19 protein-coding genes are annotated in these 17142 nt (G+C 31.2%); 7 read left to right on the forward strand and 12 right to left on the reverse strand.

The window, feature by feature from the left end; all coding sequences use genetic code 11:
- Positions 1-81 precede the first annotated feature (81 nt).
- The 4 genes from hutG to M915_RS06495 all read right to left on the reverse strand — a co-directional run bounded on the left by hutG (position 82) and on the right by M915_RS06495 (position 3317).
- Positions 82-1086 carry a formimidoylglutamase gene (hutG, locus tag M915_RS06480; protein ID WP_036730456.1) on the reverse strand — a complete coding sequence of 335 codons (1005 nt, stop codon included), beginning with the start codon at positions 1084-1086 and terminating at the stop codon, positions 82-84.
- A 140-nt stretch (positions 1087-1226) separates the two neighbouring features.
- A complete protein-coding gene (locus tag M915_RS07610) occupies positions 1227-1346 on the reverse strand; it encodes an OadG-related small transporter subunit (RefSeq protein WP_036730457.1) in 120 nt (39 codons plus the stop codon).
- 9 nt (positions 1347-1355) lie between these two features.
- The gene (locus M915_RS06490) at positions 1356-2492 is read right to left on the reverse strand and encodes a sodium ion-translocating decarboxylase subunit beta (RefSeq protein WP_009221645.1); all 1137 of its coding nucleotides are present in this window, start codon (positions 2490-2492) and stop codon (positions 1356-1358) included.
- A 126-nt stretch (positions 2493-2618) separates the two neighbouring features.
- Complete coding sequence (locus tag M915_RS06495; RefSeq protein ID WP_036730458.1) at positions 2619-3317, reverse strand: B3/B4 domain-containing protein; 699 nt, start codon at positions 3315-3317, stop codon at positions 2619-2621.
- A gap of 168 nt (positions 3318-3485) precedes the next feature.
- Here M915_RS06495 and M915_RS06500 point away from each other — a divergent pair, with 168 nt between their 5' ends.
- Together M915_RS06500 and M915_RS06505 are read left to right on the forward strand one after the other, a co-directional pair.
- Positions 3486-3815, forward strand: a complete 330-nt coding sequence (locus M915_RS06500; protein WP_036730460.1) for a phage holin family protein — start codon at positions 3486-3488, stop codon at positions 3813-3815.
- A gap of 162 nt (positions 3816-3977) precedes the next feature.
- A complete protein-coding gene (locus tag M915_RS06505; RefSeq protein ID WP_036730462.1) occupies positions 3978-4334 on the forward strand; it encodes a DUF6176 family protein in 357 nt (118 codons plus the stop codon).
- 203 nt (positions 4335-4537) lie between these two features.
- Here M915_RS06505 and M915_RS06510 read toward each other — a convergent pair whose 3' ends face one another.
- Entirely contained in the window at positions 4538-5662 is a 1125-nt protein-coding gene (locus M915_RS06510) for a pyridoxal-phosphate-dependent aminotransferase family protein (protein WP_036730464.1), read from the reverse strand.
- 116 nt (positions 5663-5778) lie between these two features.
- Between M915_RS06510 and M915_RS06515 the strand changes: the two genes are divergently transcribed.
- Complete coding sequence (locus tag M915_RS06515) at positions 5779-6105, forward strand: hypothetical protein (protein ID WP_036730466.1); 327 nt, start codon at positions 5779-5781, stop codon at positions 6103-6105.
- Positions 6106-6243: 138 nt separating this feature from the next.
- Here M915_RS06515 and M915_RS06520 read toward each other — a convergent pair whose 3' ends face one another.
- Together M915_RS06520 and M915_RS06525 are read right to left on the reverse strand one after the other, a co-directional pair.
- Positions 6244-7824, reverse strand: coding sequence for an SH3 domain-containing protein (locus M915_RS06520; protein ID WP_036730468.1), 1581 nt, complete (start codon positions 7822-7824; stop codon positions 6244-6246).
- Between the two features lie 920 nt (positions 7825-8744).
- Entirely contained in the window at positions 8745-9827 is a 1083-nt protein-coding gene (locus M915_RS06525) for a pyridoxal phosphate-dependent aminotransferase (RefSeq protein WP_036730470.1), read from the reverse strand.
- 80 nt (positions 9828-9907) lie between these two features.
- Here M915_RS06525 and M915_RS06530 point away from each other — a divergent pair, with 80 nt between their 5' ends.
- Together M915_RS06530 and M915_RS06535 are read left to right on the forward strand one after the other, a co-directional pair.
- Positions 9908-10924, forward strand: a complete 1017-nt coding sequence (locus M915_RS06530; protein WP_036730472.1) for a threonine aldolase family protein — start codon at positions 9908-9910, stop codon at positions 10922-10924.
- Positions 10924-11604 (forward strand): ParA family protein, encoded by a 681-nt coding sequence (locus tag M915_RS06535; RefSeq protein WP_036730474.1) that lies wholly within the window; start codon positions 10924-10926, stop codon positions 11602-11604. The genes M915_RS06530 and M915_RS06535 overlap by 1 nt, the downstream gene beginning before the upstream one ends.
- A gap of 240 nt (positions 11605-11844) precedes the next feature.
- Here M915_RS06535 and M915_RS06540 read toward each other — a convergent pair whose 3' ends face one another.
- The 4 genes from M915_RS06540 to M915_RS06555 form a co-directional block, all read right to left on the reverse strand.
- Positions 11845-12732 (reverse strand): alpha/beta fold hydrolase, encoded by an 888-nt coding sequence (locus M915_RS06540; protein ID WP_036730476.1) that lies wholly within the window; start codon positions 12730-12732, stop codon positions 11845-11847.
- Positions 12729-13472, reverse strand: coding sequence for a 5'/3'-nucleotidase SurE (surE, locus tag M915_RS06545; protein ID WP_009221656.1), 744 nt, complete (start codon positions 13470-13472; stop codon positions 12729-12731). The genes M915_RS06540 and surE overlap by 4 nt, the downstream gene beginning before the upstream one ends.
- A gap of 8 nt (positions 13473-13480) precedes the next feature.
- The gene (locus M915_RS06550) at positions 13481-14266 is read right to left on the reverse strand and encodes an MBL fold metallo-hydrolase (RefSeq protein ID WP_036730478.1); all 786 of its coding nucleotides are present in this window, start codon (positions 14264-14266) and stop codon (positions 13481-13483) included.
- A 294-nt stretch (positions 14267-14560) separates the two neighbouring features.
- Positions 14561-14878, reverse strand: a complete 318-nt coding sequence (locus tag M915_RS06555) for a hypothetical protein (RefSeq protein ID WP_036730480.1) — start codon at positions 14876-14878, stop codon at positions 14561-14563.
- 217 nt (positions 14879-15095) lie between these two features.
- Here M915_RS06555 and M915_RS06560 point away from each other — a divergent pair, with 217 nt between their 5' ends.
- Both M915_RS06560 and M915_RS06565 read left to right on the forward strand, forming a co-directional pair.
- The gene (locus M915_RS06560; protein ID WP_009221659.1) at positions 15096-15449 is read left to right on the forward strand and encodes a CidA/LrgA family protein; all 354 of its coding nucleotides are present in this window, start codon (positions 15096-15098) and stop codon (positions 15447-15449) included.
- Positions 15442-16122 carry an LrgB family protein gene (locus M915_RS06565; RefSeq protein WP_036730482.1) on the forward strand — a complete coding sequence of 227 codons (681 nt, stop codon included), beginning with the start codon at positions 15442-15444 and terminating at the stop codon, positions 16120-16122. Before M915_RS06560 ends, M915_RS06565 begins: the two co-directional genes overlap by 8 nt.
- A 171-nt stretch (positions 16123-16293) precedes the next feature.
- Here M915_RS06565 and yycI read toward each other — a convergent pair whose 3' ends face one another.
- A complete protein-coding gene (yycI, locus tag M915_RS06570) occupies positions 16294-17142 on the reverse strand; it encodes a two-component system regulatory protein YycI (protein ID WP_009221661.1) in 849 nt (282 codons plus the stop codon).

Raw genomic sequence — 17142 nt, forward strand, 5'->3', positions numbered from 1 at the left:
TATAATATAAAAATATACTCTGTGCCGATTTACACGATGTAAATAATATATAAAAGCTGAATGCTTATCTTATTTAAATAATTATTGTTTAAATTTTGCAAGTGATGTTACGACAGAGAAAATCAGAACGGCTGCCAAACTTGCGGTTGTGCTGTCCTGGTCAAATCGTGGCGAAACTTCGGCAATATCAAAGCTGATTACCTTGTTGTAAGAGAAAATTCTCTTTAAGAATAAGATAACTTTTTCCGGGTCAAGTCCCAATGGCTGAGGAGCACTTACCCCTGGTGCAAAGGATGTTGAGAAAACATCGGAGCAGATAGTTACATAAATATTGTCCTGCTCACGAATAAAATCATCAAGCTTTTCAAAAATTGAATACATATCCCCATTTACAATATCCTTTGCAAGTACATATTTAGCGCCGATTTCATCTGCATATTTAAATAGATTTACAGTATTTGAATGTCTTTGGACTCCAAGACAGAAATAGGAATATTTAATTCCCTCTTCTTTGTTCATGTCATAGATTTGTCTGAACATCGTACCTGAAGATCCTCCGGTTTCAGCATAAGGTCTTAAATCAAAATGGGCATCAAAATTTATGATACCTATATTTTGCTTAGTTCCGGTATTTTTATAGTGGTTAAACAATCCCATATAGTGTCCGAATGCAATTTCATGTCCTCCGCCAAGAAGTATCGGAAATAAATTTAAACTTAAAATTTTATCTACGGCTTTTGCCAAATTTTCCTGAGCTTCAATAAGAGAAAGATTATCTACATAGATGTTGCCCGCATCAAAGAGTTTTATATCTGAGTTGAATTGGCACGGCAAATTTGAAAGTTCTTTTCTGATACTCCTGGGGCCGTTTGCAGCTCCTACTCTACCCTTGTTCAAATTTATACCGTAATCACACTCAAATCCTAAAAATGCGAATCCGAGTTTTCCTTTAAATACTTCTGATCTATCGTCATTCAGGTCTAAAAACTCAACCCATTGATGCCATCTGAAACAGTCATAGTCCTCATTGGAATCTATTCGTCCGTTCCAAAAACTTTTATTGCCTGCAATATAATTTTTTAACATATTATCACCTATTAAATATATTTTCTATTCTATTTTACATCTAAATTAAAAAAATGTCATAAAATATTTGTTAAATAAACAATAGCTTAAAAAAACTGTTTTTAAATGAATAATAAAAAGCCGGATTTCTCCGGCATTTTTCAGTTATTAAAAATCCTGCACATTAGTGCCACTATAAGTGCAAGTATTCCGAGAACTACGAATATTGCAAGCATTCCCTTTACCATTATTTCAAGAGATATTAAAAAATTTGTGTTCATTTTTACCTCCTATAAGTAATTTTGTATAATGTTTAATATTACTCCACCTGCAACGACAGAACCTATTTGACCTGATACATTTGCACCTATTGCATGCATTAAAAGGTGATTTGTGGGATCTTCTTTAAGTCCCATTTTTTGAACTACTCTTGCAGACATAGGAAATGCCGAAATTCCTGCCGCTCCTATCATTGGATTGATTTTGTCTTTTGCAAATATATTTATAACTTTTGCAAATAAGACTCCTCCAATTGTATCAAATATAAAAGCAATTAGACCTATAAGCATTATTAGAAGTGTTTCTACTGTTACAAAGTGTTCAGCCCTCATTGAAAAAGCGATTGTTATTCCAAGGAGCAGTGTTATCAGGTTTGCAAGAGAGGTACTTGCAGTTTCAGTAAGGCTGTATAAGACACCTGATTCTCTTATCAAATTTCCAAACATTAAAAATCCCACGAGTGATACACTCATCGGTGCGACTATTCCTGCGATTATTGTAACTATTATCGGAAATAATATTCTTGCTTTTTTCGTTACATTTTTCGGATTGTATTTCATTTTTATAAGACGTTCATTTTTTGTTGTCACAAGTTTTATTGCAAACGGCTGAACAATTGGAACAAGTGCCATATATGAATATGCCGCAACTGCTATTGCACCCATATATTTTGATTTTAATATTTGTGATACGAGAATTGATGTAGGTCCGTCCGCTGCACCTATTATTCCTATTGAAGCAGCATCTTTAAGGTCGAATCCGAGAAGTGTTGCAAGAGATAGAGCAAAAAATATTCCGAATTGTGCCGCTGCTCCGAAAAGTAGCATCTTTGGATTTGAAAGTAACGGGCCGAAATCTATCATGGCACCTATTCCTATAAAGAGAAGTAGAGGAAGAGCTTCTGATGCTTCTATTCCCGTATTAAAAAGCCATTCAATAATTCCGTTTACTTCACCTATACCTGTCATCACCTGATTTATCGCTCCACTAAGCGGTAAATTTACAACTATTGCACCAAAACCCATTGGAAGCAATAAAGCAGGTTCAAATTCTTTTACAATTGCAAGATAAATTAAGAGAAATCCAACCAAGTACATTACAATTTGTTGCCATGTAATGCTGAGAAGTCCCTCATATAAAAATTCCATTCTCTTCCTCCTAAAATTTGAGATTTAAAAATATACAAGCTATATTATATAAAAATTTTAAAAAAATTCCAATTGAATTGATCTTAAAAAATAAAAAAATCCCCATTAACTAATGAGGATTTTAAATTAAAGTTCTACTTCGTTATTTTCACAGTCTAACATATGAAGATAAACATCCGCATTTAAATATTTTTTGGTATTTTCAGATATAAATTCAAGTGCAGATTTAAGATCATCAATTCTGTCATCTACAATTTCCATAATTAGAAAGGCATTTTTAGTGTCATCTTTAATCATTGTTCTTTGACAATCTCTCCAATTAAAGCAACGACAAATTGCACCTTCATCATCTTTGTAGCAAAGTTCTCCCAGATAAGTTTCTTCATTTCTGTCTGAACCTATTGCAAAAAATTCATCTCCGCCTTCTGTGATTGTAAGTCTTAAATCTCCTACAAATGCGTCCATATCTTCGGCTCCGCAAGGAAGTCCAAATTTTAATGAAGCTGTATTGTATATATCAACAAGAGTATTTATTGAGCCTACAATATTTCCGGTATCAACTCTCTTTAGAAGAGCTTCTATTGAACATCTTGCACCTTTTTTTGTCTTAAATTTTTTAAAAGCTTCTCTCCAGACTGCGATAACCGGATTTTCACTAAGTGTATTTTTAACTAAATACTTTTCAGCTTCGGAGTTTGCATCTACAAGCATTCTTCTAACTTCAACAGGGCTTTCGTTATTTTGCATATTCTTTATTAAAAGCACGCCGAGTTTAGCATTGGGAAATAATTCAAAAAAACTCTTATCAGCTATAAATTTACTCATAATCATCTCTCCTTTTATTAATTACAAACATTATATCAAATAATTCAAGATTTGTAATGTTGTGTTAAGAATAATTAAAATAAGTTTAAGAAAGTTTAGTTTATGTTTCAAGCAGCTATTTGGGTATATATAAAACATAGAAAAAATTGAGAAGTAGGAGGAAGTAATATGGGAAAACTCATAGTAAAAATTTTAGTCAGTGCAGTTGCAATTTGTATTGCCGCTCTTTTAAGTCCTATGACTGTTTCCAACTATTCAAGCGCGGTTGTTGCAGCGATTATAATAGGAATACTTGATTGGTTGATTACTAAGTTTACGGGAATAGATGCTTCCCCTAAAGGCAGAGGAGCTATCGGATTTATAACAGCAGCATTGATACTCTATATTACCGGAAAAATAGTAGACGGATTTTCAACAGGTATAATCGGAGCCTTTATAGGAGCCTTTATACTTGGAATAGTAGATGCCGTAATTCCACCGGATAAAAGACCTATGTAAGAATGTAAAACTTCTTTTGTCAGAAAAAACTGCAAAAGAAGTTTTTTATTTATGAACATCAGTTGAAGACAACAGATTTTATGAAAATTTAGAAAAGCTTTATTATGTGATATAATAAAATGAAAATGAGTTAAAGAAATTATAATTATTGGAGGCTGCATTATGAAAATAGAATTATCAAGATTTCGCGTTCGGGATGGTAAGTCAGAAGTGGTAGATATGTGGATGAATTTTTTAAATGAATATATGGAGGATGTATTGCTTACTTTAGACAGAGAAAAAATGTATGTTGAAACTATTTTCAGAGAGAAATCTGATAACGCTGAGTATCTCTATTGGTATTCTATTCAGGGAGAAAATGGCATAAATGTAGAAGATTCTAATTCGTGGATAGATAAAAAACATCTTGAATACTGGGACGAATGTATTGACAAAAACTATCATGTTGATATGTCAATGCAGGTTTCTATGATTCCACATCACATAGCTAAGTTGATGACAGATAATACTAAAGCATGACCTTAGGCATATCAAAAGAAAACACAATTAAATAAATTACTAATAGTAAGTAAAAGTAAATATCCGGTACTTCTTTTTTTATGTTTTAAAAATAAGGAGGAAAAGAAAAAAGAAACGGTATTAGAGAAAATAAGAAAAATTGTGGAAATTTTTGTAGGGATTTAATTAAAAAGGCTATGGGTAAAAACTCATAGCCTTAAGATTTATATGTCTATATCTGATTTTATAAATTCATCATATAGAGAGCTTTTTGTTTTTACACCAAGTTCTTTAAAGCTTTCGTCAAGTGCTTTATACATTGCTTTAAAGTTTTCTCTATCTATGTTGTGTCCCATGTGTCCTATTCTGAAAATTTTCTCTGCCATATTTCCCACACCTTTTGAAATTACGATATCTCTTTTTCTCATTTGTTCAAGTATATTTTCACTTGTTATATTTTCAGGAGTTTTTACTGCTGTCAGCGTATTTGAAAAGCTGTCTTTAGGGTATAATTCAAAACCGCACTTTAAAAATATTTCTCTTGTATTTTCGGCATATTTTTTGTGAATAGTTACAAAGTCACTGTTTAGTGCCTGATTTATCGCCTCATCCATTGCATATATTAAATTTTCATTCATTGTATATGGAAACGGCGCACTTTTGAAGTTGTAGTAGTTTTTAAAATTCATATAGTAACTTGGCACTTTTTCGGTTCTGTTTTTAATTTTTTCTTTTGCTTTTTCGGATATTGTAATGATTCCTATGCCCACAGGTGCTGAAAGGCATTTTTGACTTCCGCCGATAAGTACATCGACATTAAAGTCGTCAAAATTGATATATTCTCCCGCGATTGCGGAAACTGAATCTACTATTGTGAGAATTCCATATTCCTTTAGAAGTGAGCAAATTGATTTAATGTCATTTGTTATTCCCGATGGAGTTTCACAGTGAACCATTGTTGCAATTTTAAAGTCATGGTCCTTTTTTAAAAATTCTCCAAGTTCATCTACATTTATTCCCTTTTCAAAGTCCGCTCTATATTTATAAGCTACTCCTCCGAAATTTTCAACGTAGTCGGCAAATCCTTCTCCAAAAAAACCGTTATAGATTACAAGAACTCTCTCTCCCTTTTCCATAAGAGAGCATATTGAAGCTTCAAGACATATTATAGCTTCTCCGAGCATAAAGAAGGAAGTTGCTTTTGTATGTAGAAGTTTAGAGATTTTATTTTCACATTCTCTGTGAAATTTTTCGTAATTTGGATCAAGATCCGGATTAGTTTTTGATTCTCCCATTTTTTCAAGAACTTTTTTATCTATTGATGTAGGTCCTGCACATAGTATCTTCATTTTATACCTCCTGTTAAAATTTTATGTACATATATAATTATAGTTTTACATTTAAAATATTCAAGTATCTTTACGTTGAAAAAGTGGTAAAGCTAAGATATAATCTATTTGAGGTGATGATTTTGCAAAAACATTTAAAGGTAGAAGTTTTTATTCCAAAAGAATATGTAGTTAAAGTTGCAAATGCCCTTAATGAGAGAGATATATTAAAAGAAGGTCACTATGATTATGTCTTTGCGCTAAGTGAAGTTAGGGGACATTTTAGACCTATTGAGGGAGCAAATCCATTTAATGGGGAAATCGGAGTTGTAAGTGAATTAGATGAAGTAAAGATGGAATTTAGAATTAGAGAAAATGATTTGGCAGATGTAAAGAGAATTATCGAATTGAATCATCCGTATGAAGAACCTGTTGTAAACGTATATGAACTTATAGATTTATAAAGAAAATTTTAATAAAGGTACAAAAATAGAACTTGAAAAATCAGGTTCTATTTTTAATATTTTTATTTGATTATCTTGGTTGAATATAGTGAAGTTTATAAAGTGCAAATATTGTAAAAAATAACCTGCAGTTGCAGGCTATTTTTTTATTTCCATTAACTTATTTGAAATCCATCCGTTAAATGTTTCTCCTGTTATAGCATTTTTTGCTTCTACATTACACCAAATTCTTTCAAGACCTTCTATTTTAGTATCTTTAATGTAAAGATCAGAATCAAGAGGAAGAACTGTAATTACATCGGCATCAAGAGAAGGATTATTTCTAAGATTCGCATTTTCTTCTGTTACCTTTTGATAGGTATTTAGAAGACCTTCAGCTTTTTTTGCCATTTCCGCTCTGTTTTTGTCAAATTCGGGACTTTCCTCAAGGCTTTCTGAAACTGTCGGTTCATCTTTTGTTTGAGATTTTTTAATGGTGTCTTTAATTTTTTGAGCATTTGCAGATTCCGGCACTATTTTCAGATATTCATTTACTATGTCTATAGCTTGTTCAAAATTTCCGTTATCAAGTGCCTTAACCGCTTTTTCTAAAATTATGTTTTCAAGCTCATTTATTTTATCTTGAGATTTTGAAAAATTTAGAGTATCTTCGGGAATAACTTCTTTAAACTTTGTAACGGCAACAAGGTATGAGCCGTCTAATATAAAATTATTACCCGCATCAAATGCAAGCTGAGATTCAATTAGTTTTTTTGCTTTTTCAATAAGTAGCTCAACTTCTACTTTATCAGATTCTTTTAGAGTATTTAGTTCGTCAAGTGCTTGTTGATATTTTCCGGATGCTAAAAGAGCTTTTGCATTATCAAGTACATGATCCGCTTTGAATTTTCGTGTGAATGAGAATGCAAACATACCCATCATTAATACAAGAACAATTAAGAGTATGTAAGAGATACTTTTTAAGAAGATCATAAAACTATTTCTCGGTTTTTTCTTTGAATTTTCATTTACTCTTATTTGTTCAAGAATGTCTGTTGTAGGAGCAATTTTTGAAAGATGAGTTTGTGTTAAATTAGTTGTCATTTCAGTTACTTCACAGTCATCCGATTCAGATGAATTTGAAATCAAACTCATAATTTTCATATTTATTAGAGGCTCTGTTAAATTGTTCAATATAAAGTTTTTATTTCGATTACAATGTCTACATTCTTGAGTTTCTTTGGAATTAAATGCACCGCAAACACATCTCCATCCATTTATTAAATTTTCTCCATAGTTTATTATTTCAGGACCGAGCAGTTTTTTTATTTTTTTCTGTTTTTCATCCGTTATAAGTGCAAGAGTATAAGGCTGTTCCTTTGTTTCATCAAGGACAATCTCCTTGCCGTCTGCTGTAGTATACGATTTAATTCTGATTTCGATTGCACGTGCATCTTTAAATCTGTCGTCAATTTTAAACGGTTTTACAAAGTAGATTTTTTGAGGTTGAATATCGACAGAATCTATTTGATAGTAAAATTCCGTTGAGTTAAACAGATAATTGTCATCCAAATTTTTATATATTACTGTAAATGAAATTTTTAAAACTTCGATATCAGATAAATTTAATACATCAACTGCAATGTTTAAATCGCTTGTAAGCTCTGCACGTATAATTTGCAATGTTTGATTTAGATTTAAGCGCACAATAGTAGGCAGAGTTTGAAAATTTTCATTCATATAATCACCCTTATTCATTGCAAATATTATATAATATAACAATTAGGTTTTCAAATTTTGTTATGCAAATAAATTAAATTTTATTTTAAAAATTATTTCTTTTGAAGTTTCAATCATATGAAAAAATTATATTATCTAAGATAAATAACAGAAAGATTTTAGGCGATTAAAAAGGGCTATATTGTAGCCCTTAGAGTGTGGATAAATTATATATTTTTGTATCTTATGTATTTCAATTATTTTTTATCAACTCGTATATTTTTTCATCTCAACCGAAGTGGAGAGAACTATTTTTTTCTTCTGTCATCTCGACCGAAGCGGAGAGATCTCTATTCTTCTGACAATGTATGAGATTTCTCCATTTCGGCTACGCCTCCAGTCGAAATGACAAGGAAGGGAATCTGACTGTTTTTCAATCAAAATGACAAGGAGACAATGTCATCTCGACTAAACGCTGAAGGCGTGCATGGAGAGATCTCTTACATATATCATTTATCATAATTACATTTCTTTCATTGCTTATGAGGGGGCGAAGGGAGTTGCGATTCTCCCTCATGCCCCCTCATACTCCCCCATTACACCCTTAAAACGCGTTTATTATTCTTTGTTTGTGTGATTTTTTCCATTTCGGTATTTTTTCTCTTTTGTCATCTCGACCGGAAATGAACGAAACAAAGTGGAGTGAATTGTAGTGGAGAGATCTATTTTTTCTGAGATTGTATGAGATTTCTCCATTTCGGCTGCGCCTCCAGTCGAAATGACAAGGGAGTGAGTCTGACTGTTTTTCAATCAAAATGACAAGGAAGGGAAACTAATTGCCTCTAGTCGAAATTACAAGGAAGGGAAAACTAACCGCCTTCATTCGAAATTACAAGGGAAAAATTCCAAGTCCTGCCAAATGCGACTGAAAAGTATTCTTCTTAATCTGCTTTATTAAAAAATTTTTTGATTTCAGCAATTAATTTTTTATTATCTTCTTCATTTAAAATACAAAATCTGAAATATTTTTCGTTTAAATTTTTGAAGCTTGAGCAGTCTCTAATTACCATAGCTTTTGTCAAAAGGTGTTCTCTTAAATCGTGAGCAGCAGCATCTGTTAAAATTTTACATAAGATAAAGTTGCCTTCTGATTTAAAAACTTTTATTTCAGGCATAGAAGAAAGTTCTCTCAATAAATAGTTTCTTTCTCTTTTGATAAATTCAAACACATTGCTTTGGTATTTACTGTCGGAGAACATAACTCGTCCCATGAGATCGGCAAAAATATTTATTCCCCAAAGCATTGAGTTTTCATCTAGTTTCATCCTTGTGTCTTCGTCTGAAGTAATTCCGTATCCGAGTCTGATTCCGGGAGCTGCAAAAAATTTGCTGACTCCTCGTATTACAAACAGATTTTTATATTTTTTAGTAAGCGGTATCGATGAAAAATTATTTTTATTTGTAAACTCAACATAGGTTTCGTCAAGAAGCAGTTTTACATCTGTAGACGAAAGTATTTTTTCAATTTGCTCTCTTGATAAGATTGTTCCTGTCGGATTGTTGGGATTTGCAAATGTAAGCAGTTCTATTTTTTCGGTATTGACAGTTGAAATTAGATTATCAACATCAACTTCAAAGTTATTCTCTTCTGACAAATTATAAAAATATATTTTTGAGTTGTGTTTTTTCAGTTCATTTTCATATTCACTGTAGCATGGAGAAAACAACATTGCTTTTTTAGGTTTGACAAGCGCTGTGTATTCTCTGATTAACTGCGTTGTTCCGCTACCCAAGAAGATGTCGCTTTGGTCTGCGGATGTGAATTTTGAGATTTCTTCTTTAAGTGCATAGTATTTAGAATCAGGATATGCACTTACAAGTTCCAAATTATCTTTTAAATATTGTATTGCTCTTTTTGAAGTTCCAAGAGGATTTATATTGGAAGAAAAGTCCAATATTTCCTTTGGGTTAAAATTATATTTTCTTGAAAGCTCAAATATATTTGCGCCGTGATTGTCTTTCATATTATCGCCCCTATATCTATTTAATACTCTACAAAAAATAATTGTAGTGTTATAATTATTATAGCATTGGAGGAGTATTTATGAATATATTTTTAAATGATTATAATGATTTATGCCATGAAGAGGTTTATAAAAAGTTAGCTTTGGTAAATCAAAAGGGAAATGCAGGGTATGGAAATGACGAATATTGTGAAAGAGCTAAGCAGCTTATAAAGAAAGATTTAAAAAATGACAATGTTCACATAGAGTTTGTAAGCGGAGGAACTGTTGCAAATATTATTGCAATCAGTGCAAATCTTCTTCCGTATGAATCTGTAATTGCAGCTGCAAGCGGACATATTACAGGTCATGAGGCAGGTTCAATTGAAGCTACGGGACATAAAATAGAAATAATTAATACGGAAGACGGAAAGTTAAATGATATACTCCTTGAAAAGAAAATTGATGAGCTTACGGAGGAATATCATACTGTTCCTAAAATAGTATATATATCACAAACTACGGAACTCGGCTCAGTGTATAGTTATGCCGAAATTGAAGATATTTATAATGTGTGTCTTGAAAGAGGACTGTATTTGTATATTGACGGGGCAAGGATGGCACATGGTCTTGCAGCATCAGATATTGAGATTGAAGATTTGTGTAATATCTGCGATATTTTTACACTTGGCGGAACTAAAAATGGAGCGATTTATGGAGAAGTTCTTGTGATAGTTGAACCGGAGCTTAAACAAAACATTAGAAATTTTATGAAACAAAGAGGCGCTGTAATGGCAAAAAGTTTTGCAATAGGAGCTCAATTTGAGGCGCTATTTGAGAATGGACTTTACTATAAACTTGCAGATAAAGCTTATGATATGAGTGTTAAACTTGTAAGAGAATTAAAAAATATAGGTGTTAAATTTTTTAAGGCACCTGAAAGTAATCAGGTATTTATAATTTATCCTCTTGAAAAAATCAAACAACTTGAGATAGAAAATCGTTTTGAAGTTATGCCGTATTTGGAAAATGAAAAAATTATAAGATTTGTAACGAATTACAGGACAACAGAAGATGAGATTAACGGTCTTATAAAATGTATTAAGGAGCTTAAATAATGTATATAACTTTTTTTAATGATAAGGGCGGAGTTGGATGCTCCACAATAGTTAGAGAACTGAGTCTTTATTTTACAAGAATAAACAGAAAAGTTCTTATAATAGATTTGGATAATAAAGGGACAATTACAAAGAGTTTGGGTGTAGATTCAGTTAAAACTGTAAAAGATTTGGTAGAAGGTGCATCTGCATTGGAATGCATAACAAATACAAAATATGTGGATTTGATAAGCTATGATAAAAAATTTTTGCCGTCTGAAAATACATTAAGATCTTATCTTGGAGAGATTGAAGGACTTTATGATTATATTTTTATTGATAGTGATGCTTCTAACGCTGAATATGCAATTAAGGCATCAAGATATGTAGTTATACCTACTACTTGTGATTTATACAGTTATTTTAGCCTTGAAGATACGCTGAATAAAATACAGGAGCATGGAAAGCGAATGAGGATTTTATTAAATAAAGTAAGTGATTCGGATATTTGTGTTGATATTACAAATAGAATACTTGAACTTAGTGAGAAAAAAAGTATAAAAATTTTTGATACTGCAATAAGAGATGATGAGACAATATTGGAAATTCAGTATAAAAATAAAGAACTTAGAAGCTTTGATACAGTTTCGGATGCGGCAGAAGATTTTCTTATGTTGGTAGATGAAATTGACAGCTTGTAAAATGATGAAATGTTTTTATACTTTAGTTAATCGGCAATTGATTTTTCAAATGCATTAAAAAACTTTTAAATATGATGTAGATTGACAGGACATATAAAAGTCCTGTCATATTATTTGAACTTTTAAAATAATACAAACTACTATGTTACAAAATAGTGTAAGAGTTAAAAATTTCATATATTTACCTCAATAAAATTATTTAATTATAGTAGATTGTAAAAAAAGTAAAAGGTTTCCCTTTTACTTTTCTAAAAATTCATAAATTTTTTCATACACATTTTTATTATTTTCTTCATTTAATATTTCGTGTTTCATATTTTTATAAAATTTGAGTTCCAAGTTTTTAAAGCCTAAATTTTTATAATTGTTATAGACTTTTCTAACCCCTTTTTTAAATCCTCCTACAGCATCATCACTTCCGGATATAAATAATAAAGCTGTATCTTTCGGAGTATTTTCTAAGTTGGATTTGTCGTTAATTTTGACAAGGCATTGTCCCAAGGTCTTATATCCGTTAGCTGTAAACGGATATCCACAAAATTCATCTTCTACATAATTTTTTATATTTTCTTTGTTGTAGCTTATCAAATCATACATACCTTCATCCTTATTTGAGTAGGAGCCTGTTGTTAGATTTAATAATAAACCGCTTACATATTTTTCACCTTTTATCTTTATAATTATGGAAGATAATAGGTATAAGAGTCTTGCATTAAATTTGCTGATATGTCCTGTTCCCATAAGGATACATTTTTGAACATTGTATTTTGAAATATAATATCTCATAATAAACGACCCCATTGAATGGCCGAGGTAATAAATCGGAAGATTATATTTTTCTTTCAGCATATTTGAAAGAAGATTTATATCTGAAATTACATTTGAAAGAGTATCTCCATTGCCGAAATATCCGAGAATTTTTGCTGTTTTTCCATGTCCTAAATGATTATTTCCTGCAACTATTATATTTCTTTCATTTAAAAATTTTGCAAGAGGCTCATATCTGTCAATGTATTCACACATTCCGTGAGCTATTTGTAATATGTATTTGGGATTTTCGCAGTCCCAAATTATGGCATCAATTTCGTCAATTCCATTTGATGAGGTATATCTTATTTCATTTTTCATAATCTTTCTCCCAGCAGATTAACAAGATTTTCATTTGTAAGGTTGTGTATTAGAGGTGTAACAGTTGCAAATCCACGTTCCAAGTAATATCTGTCTGTTCCTTCTACATTTATACATTTGTTTCTACCGTGAAGTTTTAAAATATATCCGTCGTCGGTTTTACTTGTTGTGTATTTGTCCATAACAGAGCAGCCAACTTTACAAATTTTAATTCCGTTTAAGTTTTCATAAGAAAGTTTTGGTACATTTATATTCAAAACATGAGATGTTTTTAAACCTAATGATAGTTTATTAAATACCTCTACTGCAACTTTTGCCGCACTTTTAAAATCTGCACTTATTTTATCATATTCAGCAGAGATTGCTATTGCATTTATACCGAATACATTTGCTTCGATAGCCGCTGAAACAGTACCTGAATACATTATATCCATGCCTGCATTATAACCTAAGTTACAGCCTGAAAAACAGTAGTCAAAATCATTTCCAAGTACCTCAAGTGCAGTACGTACACAATCTGCCGGCGTCCCTGAAACACTATAAGAATTGCAGTTTAGACCGTCTATTTCAACTTTATTAAATTTTAATTCTTTCATCAATGTAATAGAATGACTTTTACCGGAATTTTCAACATCAGGTGCAACGACAGTTATGTTGTGTCCTTCAAAAATGAGTTGCTTTGCAAGTTCTCTGATACCTGCTGAAAAAAATCCGTCATCATTTGTAAGAAGTATATTCATATTTCCTCCTATAATTTATGAATTGTAGATATATTTTCTCTTGGTGATACCTCTAAAATATAGTCGGTACCCTCCAAGATATTTTTTTGAGAAAGTTCATCTCTTACAGTTCTTGCAGCGAGCATCGGGAGATTGTTGTCATTAGAAAGATGTGAGAGCATTACGATTTCCTTTTTCTTGTTTAAAAGTTTGTCTAGTGCTTCGGCTGCATTTTTATTTGAAAGATGTCCTTTATTTGATGCTATTCTCTGCTTTAATGACCATGAATAACTTCCATTCATCAGCATTTCAAAATCGTGATTAGCCTCAAGATAATATAAATCTGAATCTTTGATTTGTTCAAGAATATCTTCGTTTATATATCCTGTATCTGTAACAAGAGATATTTTTTTGTCTCCGATTATTGAAAAACAACTTCCACATGAGCAATCATGGAATGTTCCTATCGGGTTTATATATAAATCCTTAAAGTAAAAAGGTCTTTCATTTTCAAAGACATAGGTATTTTCCGCTTTTATTTCTTTTGTTATAGGGAGCATTGCATTTAAGGTATTATTATTTGCAAATACTTTTAAATTATGGCGCCTTGAAAGTACGCCGACACCCTTCACATGGTCGAGATGCTCATGAGTTACAAAAATTGCATCAATTTCATCAACAGATACATTTATTGAACTTAAAAGCTCTTCAATCTTTTTGCCGGAGAGTCCGGCATCTATTAAAATTTTGGTATTCTTATATTCGATATATTCGCAGTTCCCGTTTGAACCACTTGAAAGAGAACAAAAAATCATATATACCTCCAATATTACATTGTACCATAGTATGTTTAAAAGTGTATAGTAACAAATTGATATAGATGGTACATAAATAAAAAAAGTGAGCCTAAGCTCACTATAAATTAGGATAAAGTTTTCTATAGAGATTTTACTTTTATATAAGATAGTAATGTTATAGATAAAGACAAATAGATATAAATCTATGCTTTAAGCTGAACAGCTTTTTCATCTCTATTAAGTATTAAAGACACACATAAAGAAAATCTAAATCAAAAATGAAAACAATCTGAAGTGTACCGAAAATCATTTTTAATAAGTTCCTACCGCATATAAATTTCCGCTATATGTGATCCAACCATCTTGTACAAATTGTAAGTGTAATCTGCCTGAAAATATAACTCCATTCTGTTTTAAATCTTGATATATAAATTGAGGAATGTAAGATGTATCAGCGAAATATTTTTTGATTGTATAATTATAAATTACATCATCATCAAAACCTCTTAAAAGATTGTTTATAACGTCCAACCTTTTAGGAAGGAGATTTTCTAAAATTAAAGGTTCTGATTGTTCACGTACACTGTAATTTTGGGCATATGCAGGATATATCAGTAAACAAATAAGCATAAAAACTGTTAAAAAATAAGATAACCTTTTTATAATAAACCTCCTAATAAAATAAATTAATATTACTTACAAAAATAGGATAACATACAATTAAACTTAAAGTAATATGATATCTAAAAATAAAGATATCATATTAAAATACTAAAATTATTATTATTTGAAATTGGGATAAAAATAAAGTATTATAGAAATCACGTATGATATATAGGGGTGAAATATGAATTATTTAAAGGAATTTTCAATTTTGGTGCTTTGTCTGTTTTTGGGAACTGTAACAAAGCATTTTATCAATTTTCCGATACCGGAGTCGGTGTACGGGATGGTGTTTTTATTTGTATTCATTATGTTTAAGATGATTAAGATAAAAGATGTCGAAAAAACATCACACGGTCTTTTAAAAAATCTTGCATTTTTCTTTGTACCTTCAGGAGTTAGAATAATCAGCGAATATGACAATATAAAAGGTCATACTGTTTCAATAGCACTTGTAATTGTAATTTCTACGATTATAACAACTATAGTAACCGGAATAGTAGTTTCAGCTTTGCAAAGGAGGAGAAAGAATGTTTAGTTCACCGTATTTCGGTCTTATACTTTCGGCATCAACCTACGGTTTTGGAATGTATTTAAAGAAAAAAATAAAAAGTCCCCTGATAAATCCTCTTTTGATTTCAATAGCACTTTGTATAATTTTTTTAAAGACATTTAATATAAGTTATGAAGATTATGAAGTTGGAGGAAGATATATATCATTTATGATTGCACCTGCAACTGTTGCTCTTGTTGTGCCGCTGTATCATAATTTGGATAAACTTCTTAACAATTTGGTGCCTATAATCATGGGGATATTATCAGGTTCTGTTGTGGCACTTGTAAGTATAATTATATTGTGCAAGTTGTTCGGGTTAAGCGAGTTTATAACAATATCTCTGCTTCCTCAGTCAATTACCACTGCAATAGGAATTCCGCTTTGTGAGGAATATGGAGGAAGTATTGCCGTAACAGCCATGTCAATTGTGATAAGAGGAATTATAGGAGCTGTTTCAGCTCCGATTATACTTAAAATATTCGGCATTAAAGATAAAGTTGCAGTCGGAATTTCAATCGGGACGGCATCTCATGCGGTAGGAACGTCAAAAGCGGTGGAACTTGGAGAAATTGAGGGTGCTATGAGCGGACTTTCAATTGCAATAGCAGGTATAATTACAGTATTTTTAATACCGTTTATGGTTAAATTTATATGAGCTGTGACTTATAAAAATAGGTGGCGCTGAAATAGCAATGTTAAAATCAGTTGACTTTTAATAGTTTTATAAATTAATAATTGTCATATTTCTAAATATTACAGTTTTAAACAAAAGAGGAATGATTAATCATTCCTCTTTTGTTTAATTTGTATTTTATGTTGGATAAAATCAATATGATCCGATTTCAATATCATCCCCGTCATCAAATTGTATTTTCCAAGCGGGAATTGCTCTTCCCTGGACGGCCTTTGTTATATCTTCTACATAACCTTGTTCTTCAGGGTCAAAGTAAAAGCATTCTTCTATGTCTGTAATTTTTCTGCCGAAAGCCTCACTTTCATCAAGCAGTGTTAGAAGTGCCTTAGGTGCGGAAATAAGACGGATATCAGATTGAGATTTATCCAAAATATCAAGCCAAAGCCTGTCCATATATGTTACAACATCGCCATCTAATATAAAATTCAAGTATGAACGTTCAACTGTTACTCCGTGATATAATTTAGCGTAGTTTAAATAATATTTTCCATTTTCTTTTTTTGTGTATACACACTTCATATCTGAAATGTCAAATCCATGCTCTATCAGAAAGTTTTTGATGATTTCTTGAGCTTCTCTAAAATCCACATCATCGGTCGATTGTATTGGATATGAGTTTTCATATATTAGTCTTCTTGAGTTTAAGATACTTAACATCTCACTATCATTACTTATTCTTGAAAAGTTTATGCTTGGAGTTTCTATTATACCCTTACCCTTAAAAAATTTTTCATTTAAATCCGGATTTGAATAGGATTCAAATTCAACTCTAAGTGAAGGAAGTTTAATTTTGTTTTTAGGGATATAACAGTCAACGGTTATATCTTTTTTTTCAAGAAGTCTAAGAGTTTCATTTATGAATGAATTAGATGTGCTTTTATCTTGAGTTTTATAGTAGTTTGAAAAAATATAGCCGAATAGTACCAGGTTTACGATTAAAAGAGCTACTATGAGTATATTTTTTGCCTTAGACCAATCCAT

Origin of the sequence: Peptoniphilus mikwangii (assembly GCF_000468535.1) — a bacterium.
Taxonomy (GTDB): domain Bacteria; phylum Bacillota; class Clostridia; order Tissierellales; family Peptoniphilaceae; genus Anaerosphaera; species Anaerosphaera mikwangii.